This window comes from Corynebacterium matruchotii (assembly GCF_011612265.2).
Classification (GTDB): Bacteria; Actinomycetota; Actinomycetes; order Mycobacteriales; family Mycobacteriaceae; genus Corynebacterium; species Corynebacterium matruchotii.
Window position 1 is genome coordinate 2,405,832 of record NZ_CP050134.2, and the last position, 17,689, is coordinate 2,423,520.

The 17,689-nt window shown below is 50.7% G+C and carries 15 protein-coding genes and 1 pseudogene; 3 read left to right on the plus strand and 13 right to left on the minus strand.

Annotated features, from left to right (window positions below; genetic code table 11):
* The first annotated feature begins 24 nt into the window (after positions 1-24).
* Positions 25-1,086, plus strand: a complete 1,062-nt coding sequence (locus HBA49_RS10685; protein WP_005524283.1) for a DUF222 domain-containing protein — start codon at positions 25-27, stop codon at positions 1,084-1,086.
* A gap of 87 nt (positions 1,087-1,173) precedes the next feature.
* Here HBA49_RS10685 and HBA49_RS10690 read toward each other — a convergent pair whose 3' ends face one another.
* From HBA49_RS10690 to HBA49_RS10720, 7 genes are all read right to left on the minus strand, one after another.
* The gene (locus HBA49_RS10690) at positions 1,174-3,810 is read right to left on the minus strand and encodes a heavy metal translocating P-type ATPase (RefSeq protein ID WP_005519470.1); all 2,637 of its coding nucleotides are present in this window, start codon (positions 3,808-3,810) and stop codon (positions 1,174-1,176) included.
* A 199-nt stretch (positions 3,811-4,009) separates the two neighbouring features.
* A complete protein-coding gene (locus tag HBA49_RS10695) occupies positions 4,010-4,720 on the minus strand; it encodes a hypothetical protein (protein ID WP_225866063.1) in 711 nt (236 codons plus the stop codon).
* Positions 4,721-4,819: 99 nt separating this feature from the next.
* Positions 4,820-5,842, minus strand: a complete 1,023-nt coding sequence (gene hemB / locus HBA49_RS10700; RefSeq protein WP_005524344.1) for a porphobilinogen synthase — start codon at positions 5,840-5,842, stop codon at positions 4,820-4,822.
* 45 nt (positions 5,843-5,887) lie between these two features.
* The gene (locus HBA49_RS10705) at positions 5,888-6,670 is read right to left on the minus strand and encodes a uroporphyrinogen-III synthase (RefSeq protein WP_005524617.1); all 783 of its coding nucleotides are present in this window, start codon (positions 6,668-6,670) and stop codon (positions 5,888-5,890) included.
* Positions 6,667-7,563 carry a hydroxymethylbilane synthase gene (gene hemC / locus HBA49_RS10710; RefSeq protein ID WP_005524448.1) on the minus strand — a complete coding sequence of 299 codons (897 nt, stop codon included), beginning with the start codon at positions 7,561-7,563 and terminating at the stop codon, positions 6,667-6,669. Before hemC ends, HBA49_RS10705 begins: the two co-directional genes overlap by 4 nt.
* Positions 7,564-8,952, minus strand: a complete 1,389-nt coding sequence (locus HBA49_RS10715) for a glutamyl-tRNA reductase (RefSeq protein WP_005523950.1) — start codon at positions 8,950-8,952, stop codon at positions 7,564-7,566.
* A 152-nt stretch (positions 8,953-9,104) separates the two neighbouring features.
* Positions 9,105-9,320 carry a glutaredoxin family protein gene (locus tag HBA49_RS10720; RefSeq protein ID WP_172458862.1) on the minus strand — a complete coding sequence of 72 codons (216 nt, stop codon included), beginning with the start codon at positions 9,318-9,320 and terminating at the stop codon, positions 9,105-9,107.
* Positions 9,321-9,507: 187 nt separating this feature from the next.
* On the opposite strand from HBA49_RS10720, the gene HBA49_RS10725 reads away from it, so the two are divergent.
* Entirely contained in the window at positions 9,508-10,563 is a 1,056-nt protein-coding gene (locus HBA49_RS10725; protein WP_005524231.1) for an HAD-IB family hydrolase, read from the plus strand.
* 58 nt (positions 10,564-10,621) lie between these two features.
* On the opposite strand, the gene HBA49_RS10730 is transcribed toward HBA49_RS10725, so the two are convergent.
* The 5 genes and pseudogenes from HBA49_RS10730 to HBA49_RS10755 all read right to left on the minus strand — a co-directional run bounded on the left by HBA49_RS10730 (position 10,622) and on the right by HBA49_RS10755 (position 15,867).
* Entirely contained in the window at positions 10,622-10,723 is a 102-nt protein-coding gene (locus HBA49_RS10730; protein ID WP_003402602.1) for a 30S ribosomal protein bS22, read from the minus strand.
* 302 nt (positions 10,724-11,025) lie between these two features.
* A complete protein-coding gene (locus HBA49_RS10735; protein ID WP_040431459.1) occupies positions 11,026-11,217 on the minus strand; it encodes a helix-turn-helix domain-containing protein in 192 nt (63 codons plus the stop codon).
* Positions 11,218-11,542: 325 nt separating this feature from the next.
* Positions 11,543-12,352 (minus strand): pyrroline-5-carboxylate reductase, encoded by an 810-nt coding sequence (gene proC, locus HBA49_RS10740; RefSeq protein WP_172458849.1) that lies wholly within the window; start codon positions 12,350-12,352, stop codon positions 11,543-11,545.
* A 2,353-nt stretch (positions 12,353-14,705) separates the two neighbouring features.
* Positions 14,706-14,909, minus strand: a pseudogene (locus HBA49_RS10750) (hypothetical protein); the annotation flags it as partial.
* Positions 14,902-15,867 (minus strand): Ppx/GppA family phosphatase, encoded by a 966-nt coding sequence (locus HBA49_RS10755; protein ID WP_005524400.1) that lies wholly within the window; start codon positions 15,865-15,867, stop codon positions 14,902-14,904. The gene HBA49_RS10755 and the pseudogene HBA49_RS10750, both read right to left, overlap by 8 nt.
* A gap of 34 nt (positions 15,868-15,901) precedes the next feature.
* On the opposite strand from HBA49_RS10755, the gene HBA49_RS10760 reads away from it, so the two are divergent.
* A complete protein-coding gene (locus tag HBA49_RS10760) occupies positions 15,902-16,825 on the plus strand; it encodes a DUF3109 family protein (RefSeq protein WP_005524203.1) in 924 nt (307 codons plus the stop codon).
* A 73-nt stretch (positions 16,826-16,898) separates the two neighbouring features.
* Here HBA49_RS10760 and HBA49_RS10765 read toward each other — a convergent pair whose 3' ends face one another.
* Positions 16,899-17,648 (minus strand): phosphoglyceromutase, encoded by a 750-nt coding sequence (locus tag HBA49_RS10765; protein WP_005519450.1) that lies wholly within the window; start codon positions 17,646-17,648, stop codon positions 16,899-16,901.
* Positions 17,649-17,689 lie beyond the last annotated feature (41 nt).

Sequence of the window (17,689 nt, forward strand, 5' to 3'; positions counted from 1 at the left end):
TACAGTGTTAGGAGCACTATCATCATGTCTCATCGCAATCACACTCGTCAGCGCCAGCAGAAGAACCCTGCCGAATTGCCAAACATGCAGGCTGCAACGTGCAACTATAATCGGACGGTCTTCGCCCACTTGTTGGCGGTGACGAAGAAGAAAAATAATCTCAGCCAAACTGCACTGTGTGCCCTCATCATGAGCACATTTGGTGTGGTCAAGGCTCACGCGGTTTATCTCATTACGGCGGTCACAATGCTGCGCCGCTACCCCACTATCTGCGCAGCCATTCACAAAAATGGCACTATTGATATTGCTCGTCTGGCGATCATTGGCAAGCATCTCACTGGGCTGTCAAAAGCGCAGTTCAAGCAAATGAAACCCCAGCTTCATGCGTTATGTGACGAATCGGAATGGATCACCCCTGCGTCCTTGCGGTCGATGCTGATTCAAGCACGGATCAAGGTGGATGAGAAAGCACGGCAGAAAGCCGAGGCGCAGGCGCAAAAACGTGCCCGGGCTCGGGCGAATAAGGACAAGCCGGTTGTTGTGACCGAATTACCGAGTGGGGTCACGGAAATCACCTTACGGATCGCTAAGGAGCAAGCTGTCGGTTTTCACCGCTATATTACGGCTGCGGCTGCCCATACGAAGCAGCCTGTGGAGAAGCTTCTCCATGATTATGTGACGCGTTTAGCGGATCCGCCGGTTACTCTTCTAGGCGCCACGGATCACAATGGTGCGTTAATGATTGAGGGGCTGGGCACCTTTACGGTCAGTAACGTGGATGATTTTCAGGACGTTGCTGCCGCTATCCACCACACGTCACTTGCCCAGTTGCAAGCGTTGGGGTTGACCCCCGCGACATCCACAACCCCTACGCAGGCGGATGCACCTCAAGGACTTCTGGTTTCGGATTCCGGTACTACTGACATCTTGGATGCACCAGAAATGTCGAAGTCGTCGCAGGGGGTGCCGCAGGTACCAGAGACGCCGGAAATGCCGGAAGTATCGATGAAACCAATGGCGCAGCCAGAAACCCCGAAAGTCCCGGCAGGAAAGGCCTCAAATACTTCGGCGAAACAGGTAGCCTAGTTCTTTCTGGTAGCACCAACTATTTACTCATCCTTATCAACCATTGGGAAGTTTATTATGGCCTGATTATTGATTGATGAACCCTGTTTAGAAGGTTCGAGATAGCGTGGATCGGAACTCAATCAACAGTGATGACGCCAACATCAATACGGTTGCCAGCATAGGATGCAATAATCCCAGGCATGCGGCAGCGATGGCGATACCGTTGTATAACCATGCAAACAGGAAGTTACTTTGAATGAGCCGGTTCATGCGTCGCGCACCAGAGAAAAGCCAAGGGATTGGGCTGGTTTTACCATCAAGCAGAACCACGTCTGCAGCGGTGTCTTCTAAATGGGAAGGATTAGGCAGACTAGTCATTGCCCCAACCATGACGCCTACAGATGCAACCCTGAAACAGCCATCCACGCTATCGTCACCAACCATTGCCACAGCTGCACCATGGTTGTGTACACTGCGGACAGTTTGTTCCTTTTGCCCAGGTTGGATACCAGCTAATACATGAGAAACCCCCACCGAATCACCGTAACGGCGGGCAACCGGATAGGTGTCTCGACTCAGCATCATGGTTTCAATGCCCATTGCTTCAAGTGCATCTACGGAACTTGTGGCATCAGGCTTCGCTTCATCATGTAGAGTGATGACCCCACGGTCTTTGCCTTTCCATCGAACCACTATTGGGGTGCCGTCAGACACTGCGGCGGCGGCTAACCGACCTTGCAGGTCGGAAAGGTTCCTAGGTCGCCATAGTTTTGCTTCAACACTGCGGTTTTCGACATGCCCTTCGGAATCTTTCACGGGAAGTTCAATGAGACCGGTGAAATTACCAAGTTCATCAACTTCAATCTGACTCACCTCAATCCAACCCGGGATAGAACTATTGGAAGACGAATCCCGCAGCTCCCGAGCTGCGCGCACTAACGCCCGCGACACAGGATGATCGGATTCCAGGGTGAGAACACCTGCGACACGAAGCACTAAATCAGGATTTTCACCACGACCAGCGGTGACCGTCTCCACCGTCATTTCGCCTTCACTTAACGCCCCCACCCGGTTGAAGATAATAGTGTCGACTTGATCGAGCCTGCGAACCGTTTGGGCATCTCGAATGAGCACACCTTTACGTGCCGCATTTTCAATACCTTGACGCATGGCAACGGATGCGGAAACCGCCAATGCCACAGGTGCCACGCATCCTAAAACGGCTAGTGCTGTGGCGAATGCCTGGTTGACGTTGTTCGTAGCAAGCGCCCAAAGGCTAAAATCCGTGAACGCGATGGCTATGGCTGTTGGGACTAAAAAAGAGGCAGTTTTTGTTGCAAGAGCATCAGAATGGTCTTGGTTTATTGAGGAAATAGCCACCCACCGATAAACCGCAGCAAGCCAGGTACGATGTCCTGTGGCAACAACTCTGATTTTTAGTGCTTTTTCACCATTAACACAACCAGCATAAACTTTGCCGTTTACTTTGGTAGCGATTTTTCCTAGCCCTAGAACGCATGCATCAATGATCGCTGACCCGCCAATAACCACCCCATCAACAGGGATGATAGCACCAGCGGGCACAATAATGTCATCACCAACATTAAGCTTTTGTATTGGTACTTCTTGTTCTATTGATTTGCCATTATTACGTAGTTTTTTCACCACTATAACAGTGCTATTTGGAACAGGTTTGTATTGGGATAATTCCACGGGAAGACTGGCCCGACTCTTACGCACAAAAATTCGACCAGCCAATAGGAAAAACGTCATAACGCAAGCAACGTCGAAGAATAGTGCACCATTTTCGAATGCCGCCAATTTGATAGCAAAAAGTTCAGAGTCACTACGATATGATATCTTCCCCACATCAGTGAAGATAATGAGCGCTAGCGACCATAAATATGCGAGCGTAATAGCAACGGAGCTAGCGCCATCTAGCGCAGACATGCCTCGTCGAAGCCCACCAATAAATGACCGATGAAATGGGTAGGCACCATAGGTTACTACTGGGAAACTAAGCAGAGCAACGAACCACTGCCAATAGTTGAATTGCAGACTTGGCATGTAGCAAATCACGATTACCGGAATGGTGAGGAATGCGCTGGCGAATAGCCGCCACCTAGTAATGAGATTCCGAGCGGTAAAAAGCACATCTGTAGGTTCTTTATGGACAAATCGTTGTTCTGCCCCGTCAAGAAAACCAGATTTGCGTAGGTATTCTAGCTGTTTTTCCTCTTCAAGTGCTTGTTTATGCAAAAAATGTTGTTGGGCTAAGTGCTTACGGCGGTGCTGCCGCCGCGACCTCCTATACCGGCCTTCTTCAACATCGGACCAAGCCATTCGCCGGCGTAACGATGAATCAGTTAAATTTGCCTCAATACCATAGTGTTTGAAGATGCCTACTAGTGCCGAAATATCCACACCACGGTTTGCGGAAATCCACGCCATATTCGATGTATAAACGATCCGGGCTTTCACACCATTGAGCTGTTCCAAGGCTTCTTCGATTTCACCTATGCTAGTGGCACTGTCTAGCCCGGTAAGTTCGAAAGCAAAAGAGGTTCGACCCTGGAAATACTCTTCAGAAAATTCATGTGTGTGAAGATCATTTGTGTTAATCCCAACATCTGCTGCGGCCTGTTTTGCCCGCGATATCGCACTAGATACGGATGTATATGTTGCATGTGAGATGCGATCGGCAGAATCCGAAACATTAGCTGCTGCGGGAGTTTCCGCCATGATGTCATCCTTCCCAATGAGTACTACAAAAGCTAATATGTAAATATTTTCGGGGGTTGCAACAACAACCCCCTGGCTTCCTGAATAGTGGTTGAACGTAATATACCGCCATTATGGCACTACGCTGCTGCCAATGGCGGTATTCAGAGGATAAGGCTGGACAAATATGTTCAGCACTTACTAACATACGTTGCTTTTGCTATTTTTTGCGTTCGTCTTTCTTTTCATCGTGCCCATTGCCGTTAGGCGGTGGTGAAAATCCTACGGGTGTTTCCCCCACCCATTTTAGGGAGTCATCACGCGCACCCAAAACCACCGCCACCAATGCAATGACGCCAACCGTAATGGCAATTGCCCCATCAATAGCAGAAAATGCTATTGGCAATGAGTTAGCCGGAATCGTGCTAATTTCAGTATAGATAAAAACTATTCGCACCCCCAGATATAACCCATAAAAAGCAAGAGCACGTCGAGCCCAAAAAGCCCGTTTTGTGGCTTTATTGAAGCTATTTACAAGCGCAAAGATAATGCCAACAAACACTATTGCTATGGCCCCTCCAATAATGCTGAATACTACAACATGTAACTGCTGTGTAGCATCGGAATTAATCTGTGGGTCACCGGTTTTTTGGATTATCTGGTGAGCTGTTTCTTCTCGATTGAGAATCTTCTCTATAACTTCAATGATCTGATGAATTACTTCAAAGAACAGGACAAACGCCCATGCCTTTACGGCTAACACAACGGTTTCTGGTCGGCCCAGCTCATCCTTTATGTCTCGTCTTCCATTATCCGTTTGGGCATGTTTCGGAGTCTTAGTATTAGGACTCCACAAGCGTTTTTTGGACGTGGAAGAACGCCGCCTTCGCCCCGTCGAGGCTGGCGGATCGGTGATATTCGGTGAGTTCACCAAGTCTATTCTTCCTCTCTGCACTTTATTTATACGAGCAATTCCATCATGACTTATCTAGGATATTAGCAATAAACTAACAAGCTTATTATTAGTTTATTAATAGCGAAGCATCCTCGCCGCATCCAGCGCAAAATAGGTGAGTATTTGATTTGCCCCCGCTCGTTTAATTGAGGTTAATGATTCCATTATGACAGTATCAAGATTTAACCACCCATTGCGAGCAGCAGCATGCAACATGGCATACTCACCAGAGACTTGATATGCAGCCACTGGCACTAATGATCGCTGTGCCACCGCTGCGATCACGTCAAGGTAAGGCATTGCTGGTTTAACCATAACAAAATCTGCCCCTTCAGCAATGTCAAGGCTTGCTTCTAAGAGCGATTCTTTCAAATTCGCTGGGTCTTGTTGGTATGCTCGACGATCACCGTCAAGAGAGGACCCGACTGCTTCCCGGAACGGTCCGTAAAACGCTGAAGCGTATTTAGCGGAATACGCCATGATAGCCACATCTTGGTAACCAGCCTGGTCAAGTGCTTGACGAATATACGCAATCTGCCCATCCATCATCCCTGATGGGCTCACTATATGCGCCCCCGCAGCAGCCTGGGAAACTGCCATCTTTTGGTAAAGCGCAAGCGTTTTATCGTTGTCGACATAGGTATTTCCCCACCGGTCTTCGGCAAGCACTCCACAGTGACCATGGTCAGTGAACTCATCCAGGCAGGTATCCGCCATGATAAGAATATCGTTGCCGAATTCTTGCCTGAGCTCTGCAATTGCTGCATTCAAGACTCCAGTTTCACTCCATGCTTGGGAGCCATAAGCATCTTTATCGGAGTCAAGGGGTACACCGAACAAATCTATACACCGAATACCAGCATCAATCGACTGTTCCACAATATTTTTCAGGGTGTGTATCGTATGCTGATACTGACCTGGCATTGATGAGATTTCTCGACAAGCAGTGATACCGTCAGCAATAAAGAGCGGATAAATAAGGTCTGCTGGGGCAACATGAGTCTCAGCTACCATATCTCGCATTATGGGGGTGGTGCGAAGTCGACGTGGCCGGCGCAGCGGAAAACCGCCATTAGTCGGCTCATGGTTATCAGTCATGGTTACCTCCCGTAAAAGTACTGCCTGATAGGGTGGTGTCTGTAGTTATGGTTGAAGTTTCTGCCGCGCATAGGTAGCTAACGCATCAGCTAGGGCCTCTGCTTCCGAAACCTCAGGCACCACTGCTACATTCAATCCTAGTTTTTTCGTAGCTGCTTCAGCAGATGGCCCGATACATGCTAGCAATGTTTGAGGGTGTGGACGTCCCGCGATGGTGATGAGATTGCGAATCGTGGAACCCGAAGTGATACAGATTGCGGTGATTTGTCCAGTTACTAATAGATCGTGAATATTTGGTGGGGGTGGATCCGCGAGAATAGTGCGGTAGCCAATGATATCATCCACAATCCACCCTTGTGATTTGAGCCCATCTACCAGCGTTGATGGGGCAATATTGGCATGGGGAACTAAAATTTTACGACGTTCTTCCGACCGAGAATTTGCCGGTTCAAATGCCTCAACTAGGCCCAAGGCATTTTGCCTAGTTATTGGTGGTTGTAAAACCGGATCAAGGTGGTAATGACGAGCTACGCGGGCCGTAGCACGACCAACTGTGGCTACCCGAGTCTGTGAGTTTAAGGGACCGGTCATGCGCTCTGCTATGCAGCGGACCGCATTTGCGCTAGTGAATACCACCCATTCGTAGGTGCCTGCGCGTAGCTGACGTGCCGCATGGTGTAGTTGTGTGAGGTCAACGGGAGGCACAATGCGAATAGTAGGAATGCTAATAACCTCAGCGCCATAAGTTTCCAGGCGGGTTATTAATGAGTGTGATTGCTCTGGGCTGCGCAATACCGCCACTTTCCAACCATGTAACGGTAGGGTCATGATGCAGCAAGCAATGAGGAAGCGCCATCATCTAGGAGCGCGCGTGCGACGGTCATCCCGAGGTTTTCGGCAGTATCTATTGGCCCAGCAGCAGTGGCCCGAAGTGTAGCGCTACCGTCCACGGCAATCACTGCGGCATGAAGCGTCATAATGTTGTCGGCCGCAACCGTGGCATATGCGGCCACGGGGGCAGTGCAACCGGCTTCCAACCGCGCCAACACTACCCGCTCAGTGTGTGCGCAGGCATAAGCTTTGGGGTCAGCGATAGTGGTTATTGCGGCTATCGTGTCTGCATCATCCGCACGGCATTCAACAGCCAGGGCCCCCTGGGCTGGAGCAGGAAGGAATTCCAATGGGTCGAAAACTTCAGTGGCTTCATCAGCACGATGAACACGCGACAACCCAGCGTAAGCCAGTACTACAGCATCTAATTCACCATCATGAACCTTCGCCATGCGAGTATCAATATTGCCGCGTAATGGAACTGTATGAATATCAGGGCGAAGCGCCTTAAGCTGCGCAATTCGCCGAGGAGCGCCGGTACCAACCACAGCACCAGTGGGAAGCTCAGCAAGGGTGAGGTTATTCCGGGCGATAAGGCAGTCTCGGGCATTTTCCCTGTGGGGAACGACCAAGTGAAAACGCTCATCAACAGCTGTGGGAAGATCTTTGAAAGAGTGCACCGCTATATCACATTCACCTGCTAATAATGAGTCACGAAGCGCCTGGGTAAAAACTCCCACACCAATTCGTTCCACCGGAGCTAGGTTGACATCACCAGTGGTTGTCACGATACGGAGCTCACTGGGATACCCATGTGAGGTAAGGGCATCACGAACATGTCCAGCCTGAGTGGTCGCCAGTAAACTACCACGTGTGCCGATGATGGGCATTTACACTCCTTGAGTTTGACGCAACTGTTTATGTTGCTTTTGCAATGTTTCTGCCTTAGTGATGGTTGCCAGCTTCGCAGCATCGGGAAGCATGTCAAGATCAACTTTGACAGGTTGAGAGTCATTATCAAGCCCAAAGAGTTCCTGCAGTGCGGTTTCATAACTCACTACCCCGGAGTTAGCTGCGAGTTCTTTTACTCGAACCGTAGGTTGGTGTAAAAGCTTATCGACGACTCGACGCACGGTGCGGCTGACTTCTTCAAATTCGTGGTCATCCATGTCAGGAGTGCGCGATTGGAGCCTTATCAATTCAGTTTGAATAAGGTCAGCGGCATGGCGTCGTAAAGCAGTAACTGCGGGAGCAATATCTTTAATTCGCTGCTGGGAACTGTATGCTTGCAGCTCCTCAGCGATAATTCGTAATGCCGCGCCATCACTTTCAGTCTCATCTTGGTGCAACAATCGGAGCTTTTCGATATTCACCAGCCGCGCCTGGGTGCCTCGAATCACATTATCATCAATGTCTCGCGGCAATGACAGATCCACCAGCATTAATGGGTGGTCGGTGGGAATATCGTCCCGCGAAATAGTGAAATTTTGAGAACCCGTAGCCGACACCACAATATCAACGTGAGAAAGTACCACGGTACGCTCGTCAAAATCTACAACGGTAGCCTCCACACCAGCTTCCCGTGCATGCTGCGCCAACCGTTCCGCACGTTCCCGAGTGCGATTCGTCATGATCAGTTCATCAATGCCTTGCTTGCCTAAATGTGTGGCAGCAAGTGATGCCATCGCGCCGGCACCAATGACCAGGGCTCTGTGGCCAGCGAATGGTTGTGATTCATCTTTCACCCCCAGCTGGGAGACAGCCTCATCGAAAGCAAACGACACCATGGACACGCCAGCATTATCAATGTCAGTCTCTGTATGAACTCGCTTGCCGGTACGAAGAGCTGCTTGTACCAATCCATGCAGTTGCGGCCCCACCGTACCCGAATTGGCCGCGTATTGGTAGGCAGTACGTACCTGACCGATGATCTGCTGCTCCCCCGTCACCATGGAGTCCAGACCTGCCGCCACCAACATTAAATGCTCAGCAGCAGCATCTGCATATCGAACATACAAATAATCACGCAAAACGTCGATGGGAACACCACTCATGTCGTGAAGCACATCGACCACATCAGAAACACCCTGGTGAAAATTAGTTGTTGTTGAATAAACCTCAAGTCGGTTGCAGGTGGACACAATCATTGATTCAGTCAATGCTGGCTGCCGAATCAAAGCTAAGGCGGTTTGGTGTCGCACGGACTCATCCATGCTTAATTTTTCCAGCAACGCCACTGGCGCGGAGCGGTGGGACATCCCCACTACCAGCACACTCACGCTTGCATCACCGTGTTCCTCTCACCGATTAGGCTCGGCATTCATGTCAGGTTGTTACCTTCCTGCTATGACTGTAACAGTCCAATTCAAACTTTAGGTTGACTATTTGACGCTACTCTGATCCATATCACCGTAGTAGGGGGTCGATAAGTTCACAACAAAGCCTTGGCTAACTCAGCATTATCCACTTCCCAACATGCGAATTCCTCACCATCAACCACTACAACTGGTACCCGATCACCATACTCTGCAAATAATTCTAAATCGGAATCGACATCACGGTGCACCAAATCTGCCCCCACCGCAGCCACAATGGGGGCGATTTGCTTTGATACGCGACTACAAGAACCACATGATTCTCGCACCATCAACTCAACCACATGCACCACAGCGTTTCCTTTCTTCCCTGCTCATTCACTCACCTATCGCACTGCCCAACATATAGATTACAGTGGATATTCCCTGCCCTGCGCTGCTAATACACAGTTACGACGCAGTAGAAGACTACCATTAGATAGGATTTGATAGTGACCTTGGAAAGGTTAAGTGCGCGCCATGTCCCCACTTGATCCACATTGGCACCAACGACCTGAAGATTTTCTTGCCGCTTGGTCTAGTTCTCGTGGCAATTTGCGGCGGTTTTTTGAAGACATTGCCCTTCCCCCCATTGATAACCACACCCAACAACAGGCCGGTGAAGCTGCCGCCGCAAAAGCTGTGGCGGAACTCTTTGATTTAGATCTCAGTGAATTTACTTCCGGACTTGATTCAGTATCAGGGTCATTTACTGCCGCAGGAATGTCACGGCTCACTCCCCCAGACCCGGCTATACCGCAGGATGCTGGAGCTGCGGCATTCTTTGATGTGGATAACACGCTCATCCAAGGATCATCATTAATCGTTTTTGCTATAGGCCTAGCCAAAAAACGATACCTCAAATTATCAGAGATACTCCCGGTGGTATGGAAACAAATAAAATTTCGTATCACGGGTGCTGAAAACGCCGACGATGTTACCGAAGGACGCCAACAGGCGCTAGCGTTTATTAAGGGACGCAGCGAAGCCGAATTGGTGGCATTATGTGAAGAAATCGTTGATAAAAACATGAGCGAGAAGTTATGGCCGGGGACCAAACAATTGGCTGACACCCATATAGCTAACGGCCACCAAGTATGGCTAGTGTCTGCCACCCCAGTTCAACTCGCGCAGATTTTAGCAAAGCGATTAGGGTTCACCGGCGCCCTCGGAACAGTAGCGGAAGTCAAAGATGGAGTATTTACTGGTCGACTTGTGGGAGATATCCTCCATGGTCCAGGTAAACGTCACGCCGTCGCCGCTCTAGCCGCCCTAGAACGACTCGATTTGAGTCGGTGCACCGCCTATTCAGATTCCATCAATGATGTACCCATGCTATCCATGACCGGAAACGCAGTTGCCATTAATCCAGACCGTAGACTCCGTAAAGAGGCAGAACATCGTGGTTGGCAAATTGAGGATTTCCGCAGTCTTCGGAAGGCAATACGAACATTCGGCATCCCCGCATTGGTAACCGCGATATTTAGTTGGCAGGCATTGAAGCGCCGTTTTCACCGAGGTATACTGCCGCAATAATCACCTTGAACCATCCCGAAAATAACCAAAACCGCCCCAATCAAGGGCGGTAAGGAGATTATTTGCCGAGCTTACGACGCTGGACCCGGGTGCGACGTAGCAACTTGCGGTGCTTCTTCTTGGACATGCGCTTACGACGCTTTTTAATCACAGACCCCATAACGGTTTCCCTCGCTTTACTTTCTAGATGTACGTACTTTCTTGTCAGCCGCCCGCACGGACCAAAACGCTAAATCACAGCCGAAGTGCACTTTCACCCGCGAAGTCGTTGTTGTTTCAATAGTGAACAACAAACAATGCCGTATGTAGGCGTGGTGCTGACACGAATGGCCTTATCTTACCGATCTAGCAGGCTTCCAACAAAAACCAAAGCGACGTTCCCACCCGCTACCCATTGCTTATAATGGGAAACAAGTCACGAAACGCCGCTTTGAGCTCGATCAGGCACTACCCAAACATCATTTATCCTACCTCATAATATGAGGCATCAAGATACTTGTTTACTGCCGTCTCGTGAACACGGAAACTCCGTCCTACACGGACCGCAGGTAGTTCACCTGAGTGAACTAACCTATATACAGTCATCTTAGAAACGCGCATAATGTCCGCGACTTCGGCGACTGTCAAGAAGGTTCCATTATCTTCTCTAGCCATAATTATCTTACCCTTCAGCAAGTGGCGCGCTGCAGGCTTCCCCTCCCGCAGAATAAACACGCACGTGCTAATAGAAGCTTAGCGTGAAACATGTGACTGGTGCGACCTATTGTGTCGAAAATATGCCAAAGAGATAGAAATCCTGCCCTATAGTTCTATGGGAAAACGCCAGTCGCTGGGGTTTCCGCAAACATACAAAAATGAGTGACATATGTCTCATATTATTATTTTTAGATGTATCGTGGATTTATAACGGTCACCAAAAATATCTATGTGGGGGTTCGTTCAAACCCCCACAATAGGCTTTGTTATTAGGTCAAATCCATTAGGAAGCACCAAGTTCTTTCGAACGACGGGCGCATGCCTCAGTGGCACGATATACTGCTGCCCGCAAACCTGCTTCCTCAAATTCTCGGATAGCAGCAATGGTGGAACCACCAGGAGATGAAACATTGGCCCGCAATTCCGCAGGCTCCGCACTCGTATCCAATAGCATTTTTGCCGCACCGTAGAAGGTCATGGTGCTCAATTCCCGAGCTGCATCCCGAGTTAAACCTAAATTCACACCTGCATCAATCATTGCCTCAACTAATAGAAATAGGTAAGCAGGTGCAGAACCTGACATTGCAGTCACCGCATCCATATCATGTTCATCGACTACTCGCACCGCACCAACCATACTGAGCAGATCTTTGACCCGGGCTAGTTGTTCTGCTTCCACGAACCTTCCCACCGCCATTGCGCACATACCGGCACCAACTAGCATTGGGGTATTGGGCATCACCCGAATCACTGGGGCACCAGCAGCCAGGCCCTCCTCCACCACGGCAATGCTAATTCCTGCTGCCATGGAGACCACTGTCGTGGCCTCATTATTGTCTATTCTGTCGCTTATTTCTTCGACCACGGATGCCACTACTTTAGGTTTCACACAAAGAAAAACCACATCAGCACCGTCAACTGCGAGGATGTTATCGTCAAACGTCAATACCGCGTACTTATCCCTGAGGTACTGGTTACGTTCAGGTTCACGGTTGGTCACATGAATGTTTTTGGGGTTGATGCCCCCATTAATCAAGCCAACGATGAGCGCTTCACCAATTTTTCCGCCACCGATTACTGCTATGGAACTCATAAATTCCACCATGCCAAAAATTCACCGGGCACGCAGCATTACATGATGATCACCGGAAAAATCACTCATATTTCTTGTACACCTCAAAATTTATGGAATGACAGTTTGTCACCGGGCAGCGTCGACAAGCGCAAAATACTGATAATTGAAATATGATTTCCGCACATCCCCACCCTAAAACAAGCACTGAGATCATAAAAACCACCGTAACCATCGCTTTTCATAGTGTGGGAAGGCCAGCGAAGTGGTTACGGTGGTTATTTTCTAGTGTTCTATAGCATCCCTTTCTGCATCTTCTGCATGAATAATCTTTGTTATATCTAACTGCCACGCCGCGCCCCGTATGGGTATCCCGCCGTCCTGCCTGAATCGGCAGGAAGATAGCGCAAGATAGCTTCGCCGGGGACTTTTATGCCGACATGTTCACAATAGCCAGCGGACCGAATGTCATGGTGACACCAACCAAACCTGCAAGTGTCATGGAAAACCCATCCCACGAGGTACGCAGCATGTGCACGGCACCAACAATTATGGTGATGGCCACACAGGCAAGCCCAGCAACGATGAATTTATTGCTGATGCTATCCCACAGAACTTGGAACCCGGCAAACACGCCCACGCCTACTAGAACACCCACAGCCGCCATGCCCAGGATGGCTAGGACGGACATTTTCTCATTGGACGATTCTTCATCAAAATCATCTTCAAATTCTTCTTCGAATTCATCGAAGTTATCAATGAAGGGGTCGTCCGCGGGATCATCAATGTCGTTACGAGCACTCGATAACCGCCCCCGCCCCGGACGGCCCAGATCCATGTCATCACGATCATCAGTGTCGTTATCATCTTGCAGGTCAGTTTGTAGAGCCTCCTGCACATCATCGTCTTGTTGCATCTGAAGCGGCTGGGATAGCCGTGAATGACGATATGGGAAACGCCCATGCTCATCATCATGCGTGTCGTGCGATTCTTCAAAGCGCCCCATATCGAACCGGGATTCTTCAAATTCCATCACACCTGTGGCGTCCGGAGCATTCATATCCATATCAGCTTCCGTATCGGAATCATCCGTCACATCCGCATCATCGTCAACGTCTTCGCCCTCAGTAAAGTCATCGTTGGTGAACATGCCACCGGCATAGGCTTCATCGGGATACGCATCATCGTCAACGTCATCATAATCGTAGGAATCTTCGTAGTCGTAGTCATCTTCGACCTCTTCCATGTCCGATTCGTCGATGCTAGTTTCACCCATGTTCTCGGAATCGTCGAATTCGCTGGTTGCTGCATCTTCGGACTCTGCGATTGCCGGGAATCCAACTACCATGGTGTGGTCTAACGCATCGGCTTCTGAATCATCTGTGAACGTGTTTACCGAGGCATCAGCTGTGTCATTCATGGATGTCATCGAATCAGCCACTGACTCGCCCGATGAGCCCCGACGCATATCGTGGCCGGCGGTACGATAGCCTAAACGTGCTGCGGTTTCCGACTCGTCTGACACTTTTTGGAAGGATTCCGTGAGCGCTTTTTCCGCCCGAGTTGGTTGGGCGATCTTTTTTTGCATAGGCAGCTCCGGTGGCTGCGCTAGATCCTCCACGGATGCCTTAGTAAAATGGTGATCCTTCAGCCGGGGGAATGTGCCAGTCGTAAGCCGCACCGGACCACCTTCATCAACCACGGACAACACAATGGTGGAATCGTCACCAGGGGTAAGATCCGCAAAAGGCCGTTCCGATTCCCCTTCAGGGGTCAGGGGAGTTACAGGATCCTGCGTCAATGATTGCTTCATCACCGGCTTCATGACTGGCTTCATGGCCGGCCGAATCATGGGTTTCGGCATAGTTGGCAGAGATGCCGATGGAGCGGTCTTAGCTGTTGCCGAAGAACCAGCGACGGAACCAACAACAGCAGACTCTGCCGGTGCAGAACCTGTAATAGTGGAGCTGGCCGCAGCAGCCGGGCTGGGGGCAGTGGCTGCCGGAGGTTGATGGGCGGCTGCGACCGGAACCGCATCACGCGAATTCGAAGAAGTGTACGAAGACCCCTCCATTCCGCCTATCCCACCGGTATTCCCGGCTCCACCGGAAATGGGTCCACCTGAAACACCCGAGCCACCCGAGCCACCATGACCATCTCCTATGGCCCCACCAGGATTGTCGGTTTTACTGAAGAAAGACAAGGTCGCTGGCGGTTCTGATGGGTCAGAGTGTTCTGCCTGCCCCCGACCATCCTGGCCGATATCACCATGGTCGTCGAAAAGCGATGTGACGTGCCCAGCTTCTGTCGGCGAATCGCCAAATAGCGAGTTAGATGCAACCGCACTGAATGGGCCAGTATAGGTGGTTTCTTCCGCGTCAAGCGGACTGCTGGAATGCCGGGATTCGGTGGGTTTTGCCTCGACTTTTGGAATGCGACCAGTCAGCTCAGCAACCGAAACCCCGCCAGAGTCAACGCTTCGGCGCCGCCGACGCCGAGGCGTTTCCTCGCCTCCTCCTTCGCCTTCTCGGCCAGCTTTCGCCAGCAGTTCGGCGACAGTAAGTTGTTTCTCACTCATTGTCTTTATGCCTTCCCACTTTTCGGACAGGACCATCGCCCTGTTCAATTCGCCGGAGAATAATTCCTTCGCGTAGCGCCCAGGGACAAATCTCCAGCTTGTTTATATTTAATGCGCGCATTGCTGCTTCTGCAACCAGTGCACCCGCCACAATTTGCTGCGAACGACTGGGAGAAACTCCTTCTAGTTCAGCACGGTCAACCGCTGTCATGCGGGATATAAACGCAATAAGCTGCCGCAAACCTGGTGCCGTGAGCTCACGGGTGATATGGAGGCCCGCCGATGAGGGTGCTGCACCGGTTAATCGTGCTAACGTCCTGAAAGTTTTACTAGTTCCCACCGCCAGCCTAGCGGAACCATAGTTACGCATTGTTCGAGTGGGTTCAACCAACTCTGCATCAATATAGTCCCTGAGCAGATTTATTTTTTTACGCTCAGGTGGGTCAGTATGGAACCAGTTATGTGTCAGTCGCCCGGCACCGAGGTTCAACGAAAACGCACAATCGGGTTCTTCATTTACTCCAGTAGACATTTCCAAGGAACCGCCGCCAATATCAAGATTAATGATACGTCCAGCGGACCAACCGTACCAACGACGTGCCGCAAGAAAGGTGATCCGCGCCTCATCCTCACCGGATAAAATCGTCAGTCGTACCCCGGTTTTTTCGTGAACATGTTCTAATATTTGCTCCGCGTTGGTTGCGGAACGCACAGCAGATGTTGCGAACGGTGTGAGTTCATCGCAGCCAAGCTGATCGGCCAAGGCGGCAGCTTCTGCCACATTATCGGTGAGCTTTTTTATACCCTTATCCGTTATGGCACCATCCTCGTCAAGATACTCAACCAGCTTGAGGTTAGTTTTCCAGTCACTCATGGGTGTCGGCGGCCCACCCCGGCGCGCATCTACGGCGACGAGGTGAACCGTGTTGCTGCCCACGTCTAATACACCTAATCTCACAAGAATAAGGTTAGACGGTCTACGGTATTAAATTGTGAACCACCCCGACATAGAGACTGTATATCTTGGTTTTCCGAAATCTTCCCCGGCCGCCCATTCTATTCTTGCTGGTCAGGAGCTTGCACCGGATTTTCCCCGGCAATGGTTAGAGTTTGTTCATCCTAGTGATGAAAAACATGTGTTTTCTATTGATTTAACGTGGTTAGAATCACATTATTCCTGCGGGTTTGGTACCCCCGCATGTCGGGGTATTTTAGCTGATTTGCCAAGTGTGGGCTGCTGTCACCACGGTGCATTTTTATGTGATGAGACAGATCGGGATCAGTTATTTGATGCTGTGTCGCGGATGCCTCGACGGTTTTGGCAGTTTTATTCCGATGAGATTGCGGCGTTTCTTGCGGACCCGACAATCGTTAACGCTTCGGATGTGGAGCCGTGGTTGGTGTGGGATGAGTTGGATGATGAGGATGGCAATCCTGAGCCTGCGTTGAAAACCGCATTGGTGGATGGGGCATGTATTTTTGCGAATCGCCCGGGCTGGCCAACTGGGGTGGGTTGTGCTTTGCATCAGTGGGCGGTGGCTGCCGGGGAGGATTTGACGGTGGTGAAGCCGGAGGTGTGTTGGCAGTTGCCGTTGCGCCGGTTGGAGGTATGGGAAGAGCGTGCGGATGGTGAGGAGATTTTGCGTACGACCATTACCGAGTATGAGCGGCGGGGTTGGGGTAATGGTGGGGAGGATTTTGACTGGTATTGCACGACGGCTCCTGCTTGTCATAAGAATGCGCAACCGTTATGGCAGTCATGTGAGGCAGAGTTACGGACACTCATGGGTGATGAGTGTTTTGAGGTTTTAGCTGGGCATTTGCGAGAGCGTGCAACGCTTTTCGACGCCCAAGGGTTGCCGCCGGCGGCGCTGAATCCGCATCCGGCAACAGTGATGGCTTTTCGGGATACTTAAGGCGGGAGGCTGCATTGTTTGGCTGCCTCCCGCCTTAAGTCCTATTTTATTGTTGGCGGATAGTTTTTAGGCGTTATTTTTTAGCACCTTGAGCTGCAACTGCGGCTGCACCGGCGGCTGCGGCTTCGGGGTCGAGGTAGGTGCCACCAGGGTTGAGGACTTTGCCCTCGGAGTCGAGTTCGTAGACCAGGGGGATGCCGGTGGGGATGTTGAGTCCGGCAATATCGGCATCGGAGATGTTGTCCAGGTGCTTCACGAGGGCACGGAGGGAGTTACCGTGCGCTGCCACGAGGACGGTTTCGCCGGCGAGGACTCGGGGGAGGATTTCTTTTTCGAAGTAAGGGACGAAGCGGATAACTACATCTTTCAGGCATTCGGTTGCTGGCACTTCGCTGAGGTCAGCGTAGCGGGGGTCGTGTGCCTGGGAGTAGGTGCTGTCTTCTTCGATGGCTGGCGGCGGAGTGTCGTAGGAGCGACGCCATGCCATGAATTGGTCATCGCCGTATTTTTCCTTGGTTTCTGCTTTGTTGAGCCCTTGCAGTGCACCGTAGTGGCGTTCGTTGAGACGCCAATTACGGACGACGGGGATCCAGAGTAGGTCTGCTTCATCCAGGGCGATGTTTGCGGTGCGGATAGCCCGACGGAGCAATGAGGTGTAAACGACGGTAGGGACGATACCCTTTTCTTTGAGGAGTTCTCCGCCACGTTTTGCTTCTGCCTCGCCTTGAGGGGTTAGGTCGACGTCAACCCATCCGGTGAATTGGTTGGAGGCGTTCCACTCGCTTTGACCGTGCCGGAGCAGCACTAGTTTTCCGTTAGCCATAACCCAAGTGTGCCACAATTTTCACGTCCGAACATTAAACT

Bases quoted from the DNA above. Each gene is read 5' to 3' on its own strand.
- HBA49_RS10685 (WP_005524283.1), top strand. From the start codon at position 25: ATGTCTCATCGCAATCACACTCGTCAGCGCCAGCAGAAGAACCCTGCC.
- hemB (WP_005524344.1), bottom strand. From the start codon at position 5,842: ATGACTGATAACCATGAGCCGACTAATGGCGGTTTTCCGCTGCGCCGG.
- HBA49_RS10730 (WP_003402602.1), bottom strand. From the start codon at position 10,723: ATGGGGTCTGTGATTAAAAAGCGTCGTAAGCGCATGTCCAAGAAGAAG.
- HBA49_RS10705 (WP_005524617.1), bottom strand. From the start codon at position 6,670: ATGACCCTACCGTTACATGGTTGGAAAGTGGCGGTATTGCGCAGCCCA.
- HBA49_RS10765 (WP_005519450.1), bottom strand. From the start codon at position 17,648: ATGGCTAACGGAAAACTAGTGCTGCTCCGGCACGGTCAAAGCGAGTGG.
- hemC (WP_005524448.1), bottom strand. From the start codon at position 7,563: ATGCCCATCATCGGCACACGTGGTAGTTTACTGGCGACCACTCAGGCT.
- proC (WP_172458849.1), bottom strand. From the start codon at position 12,352: ATGAGTTCCATAGCAGTAATCGGTGGCGGAAAAATTGGTGAAGCGCTC.
- HBA49_RS10735 (WP_040431459.1), bottom strand. From the start codon at position 11,217: ATGGCTAGAGAAGATAATGGAACCTTCTTGACAGTCGCCGAAGTCGCG.
- HBA49_RS10725 (WP_005524231.1), top strand. From the start codon at position 9,508: ATGTCCCCACTTGATCCACATTGGCACCAACGACCTGAAGATTTTCTT.
- HBA49_RS10720 (WP_172458862.1), bottom strand. From the start codon at position 9,320: ATGGTGCGAGAATCATGTGGTTCTTGTAGTCGCGTATCAAAGCAAATC.
- HBA49_RS10690 (WP_005519470.1), bottom strand. From the start codon at position 3,810: ATGGCGGAAACTCCCGCAGCAGCTAATGTTTCGGATTCTGCCGATCGC.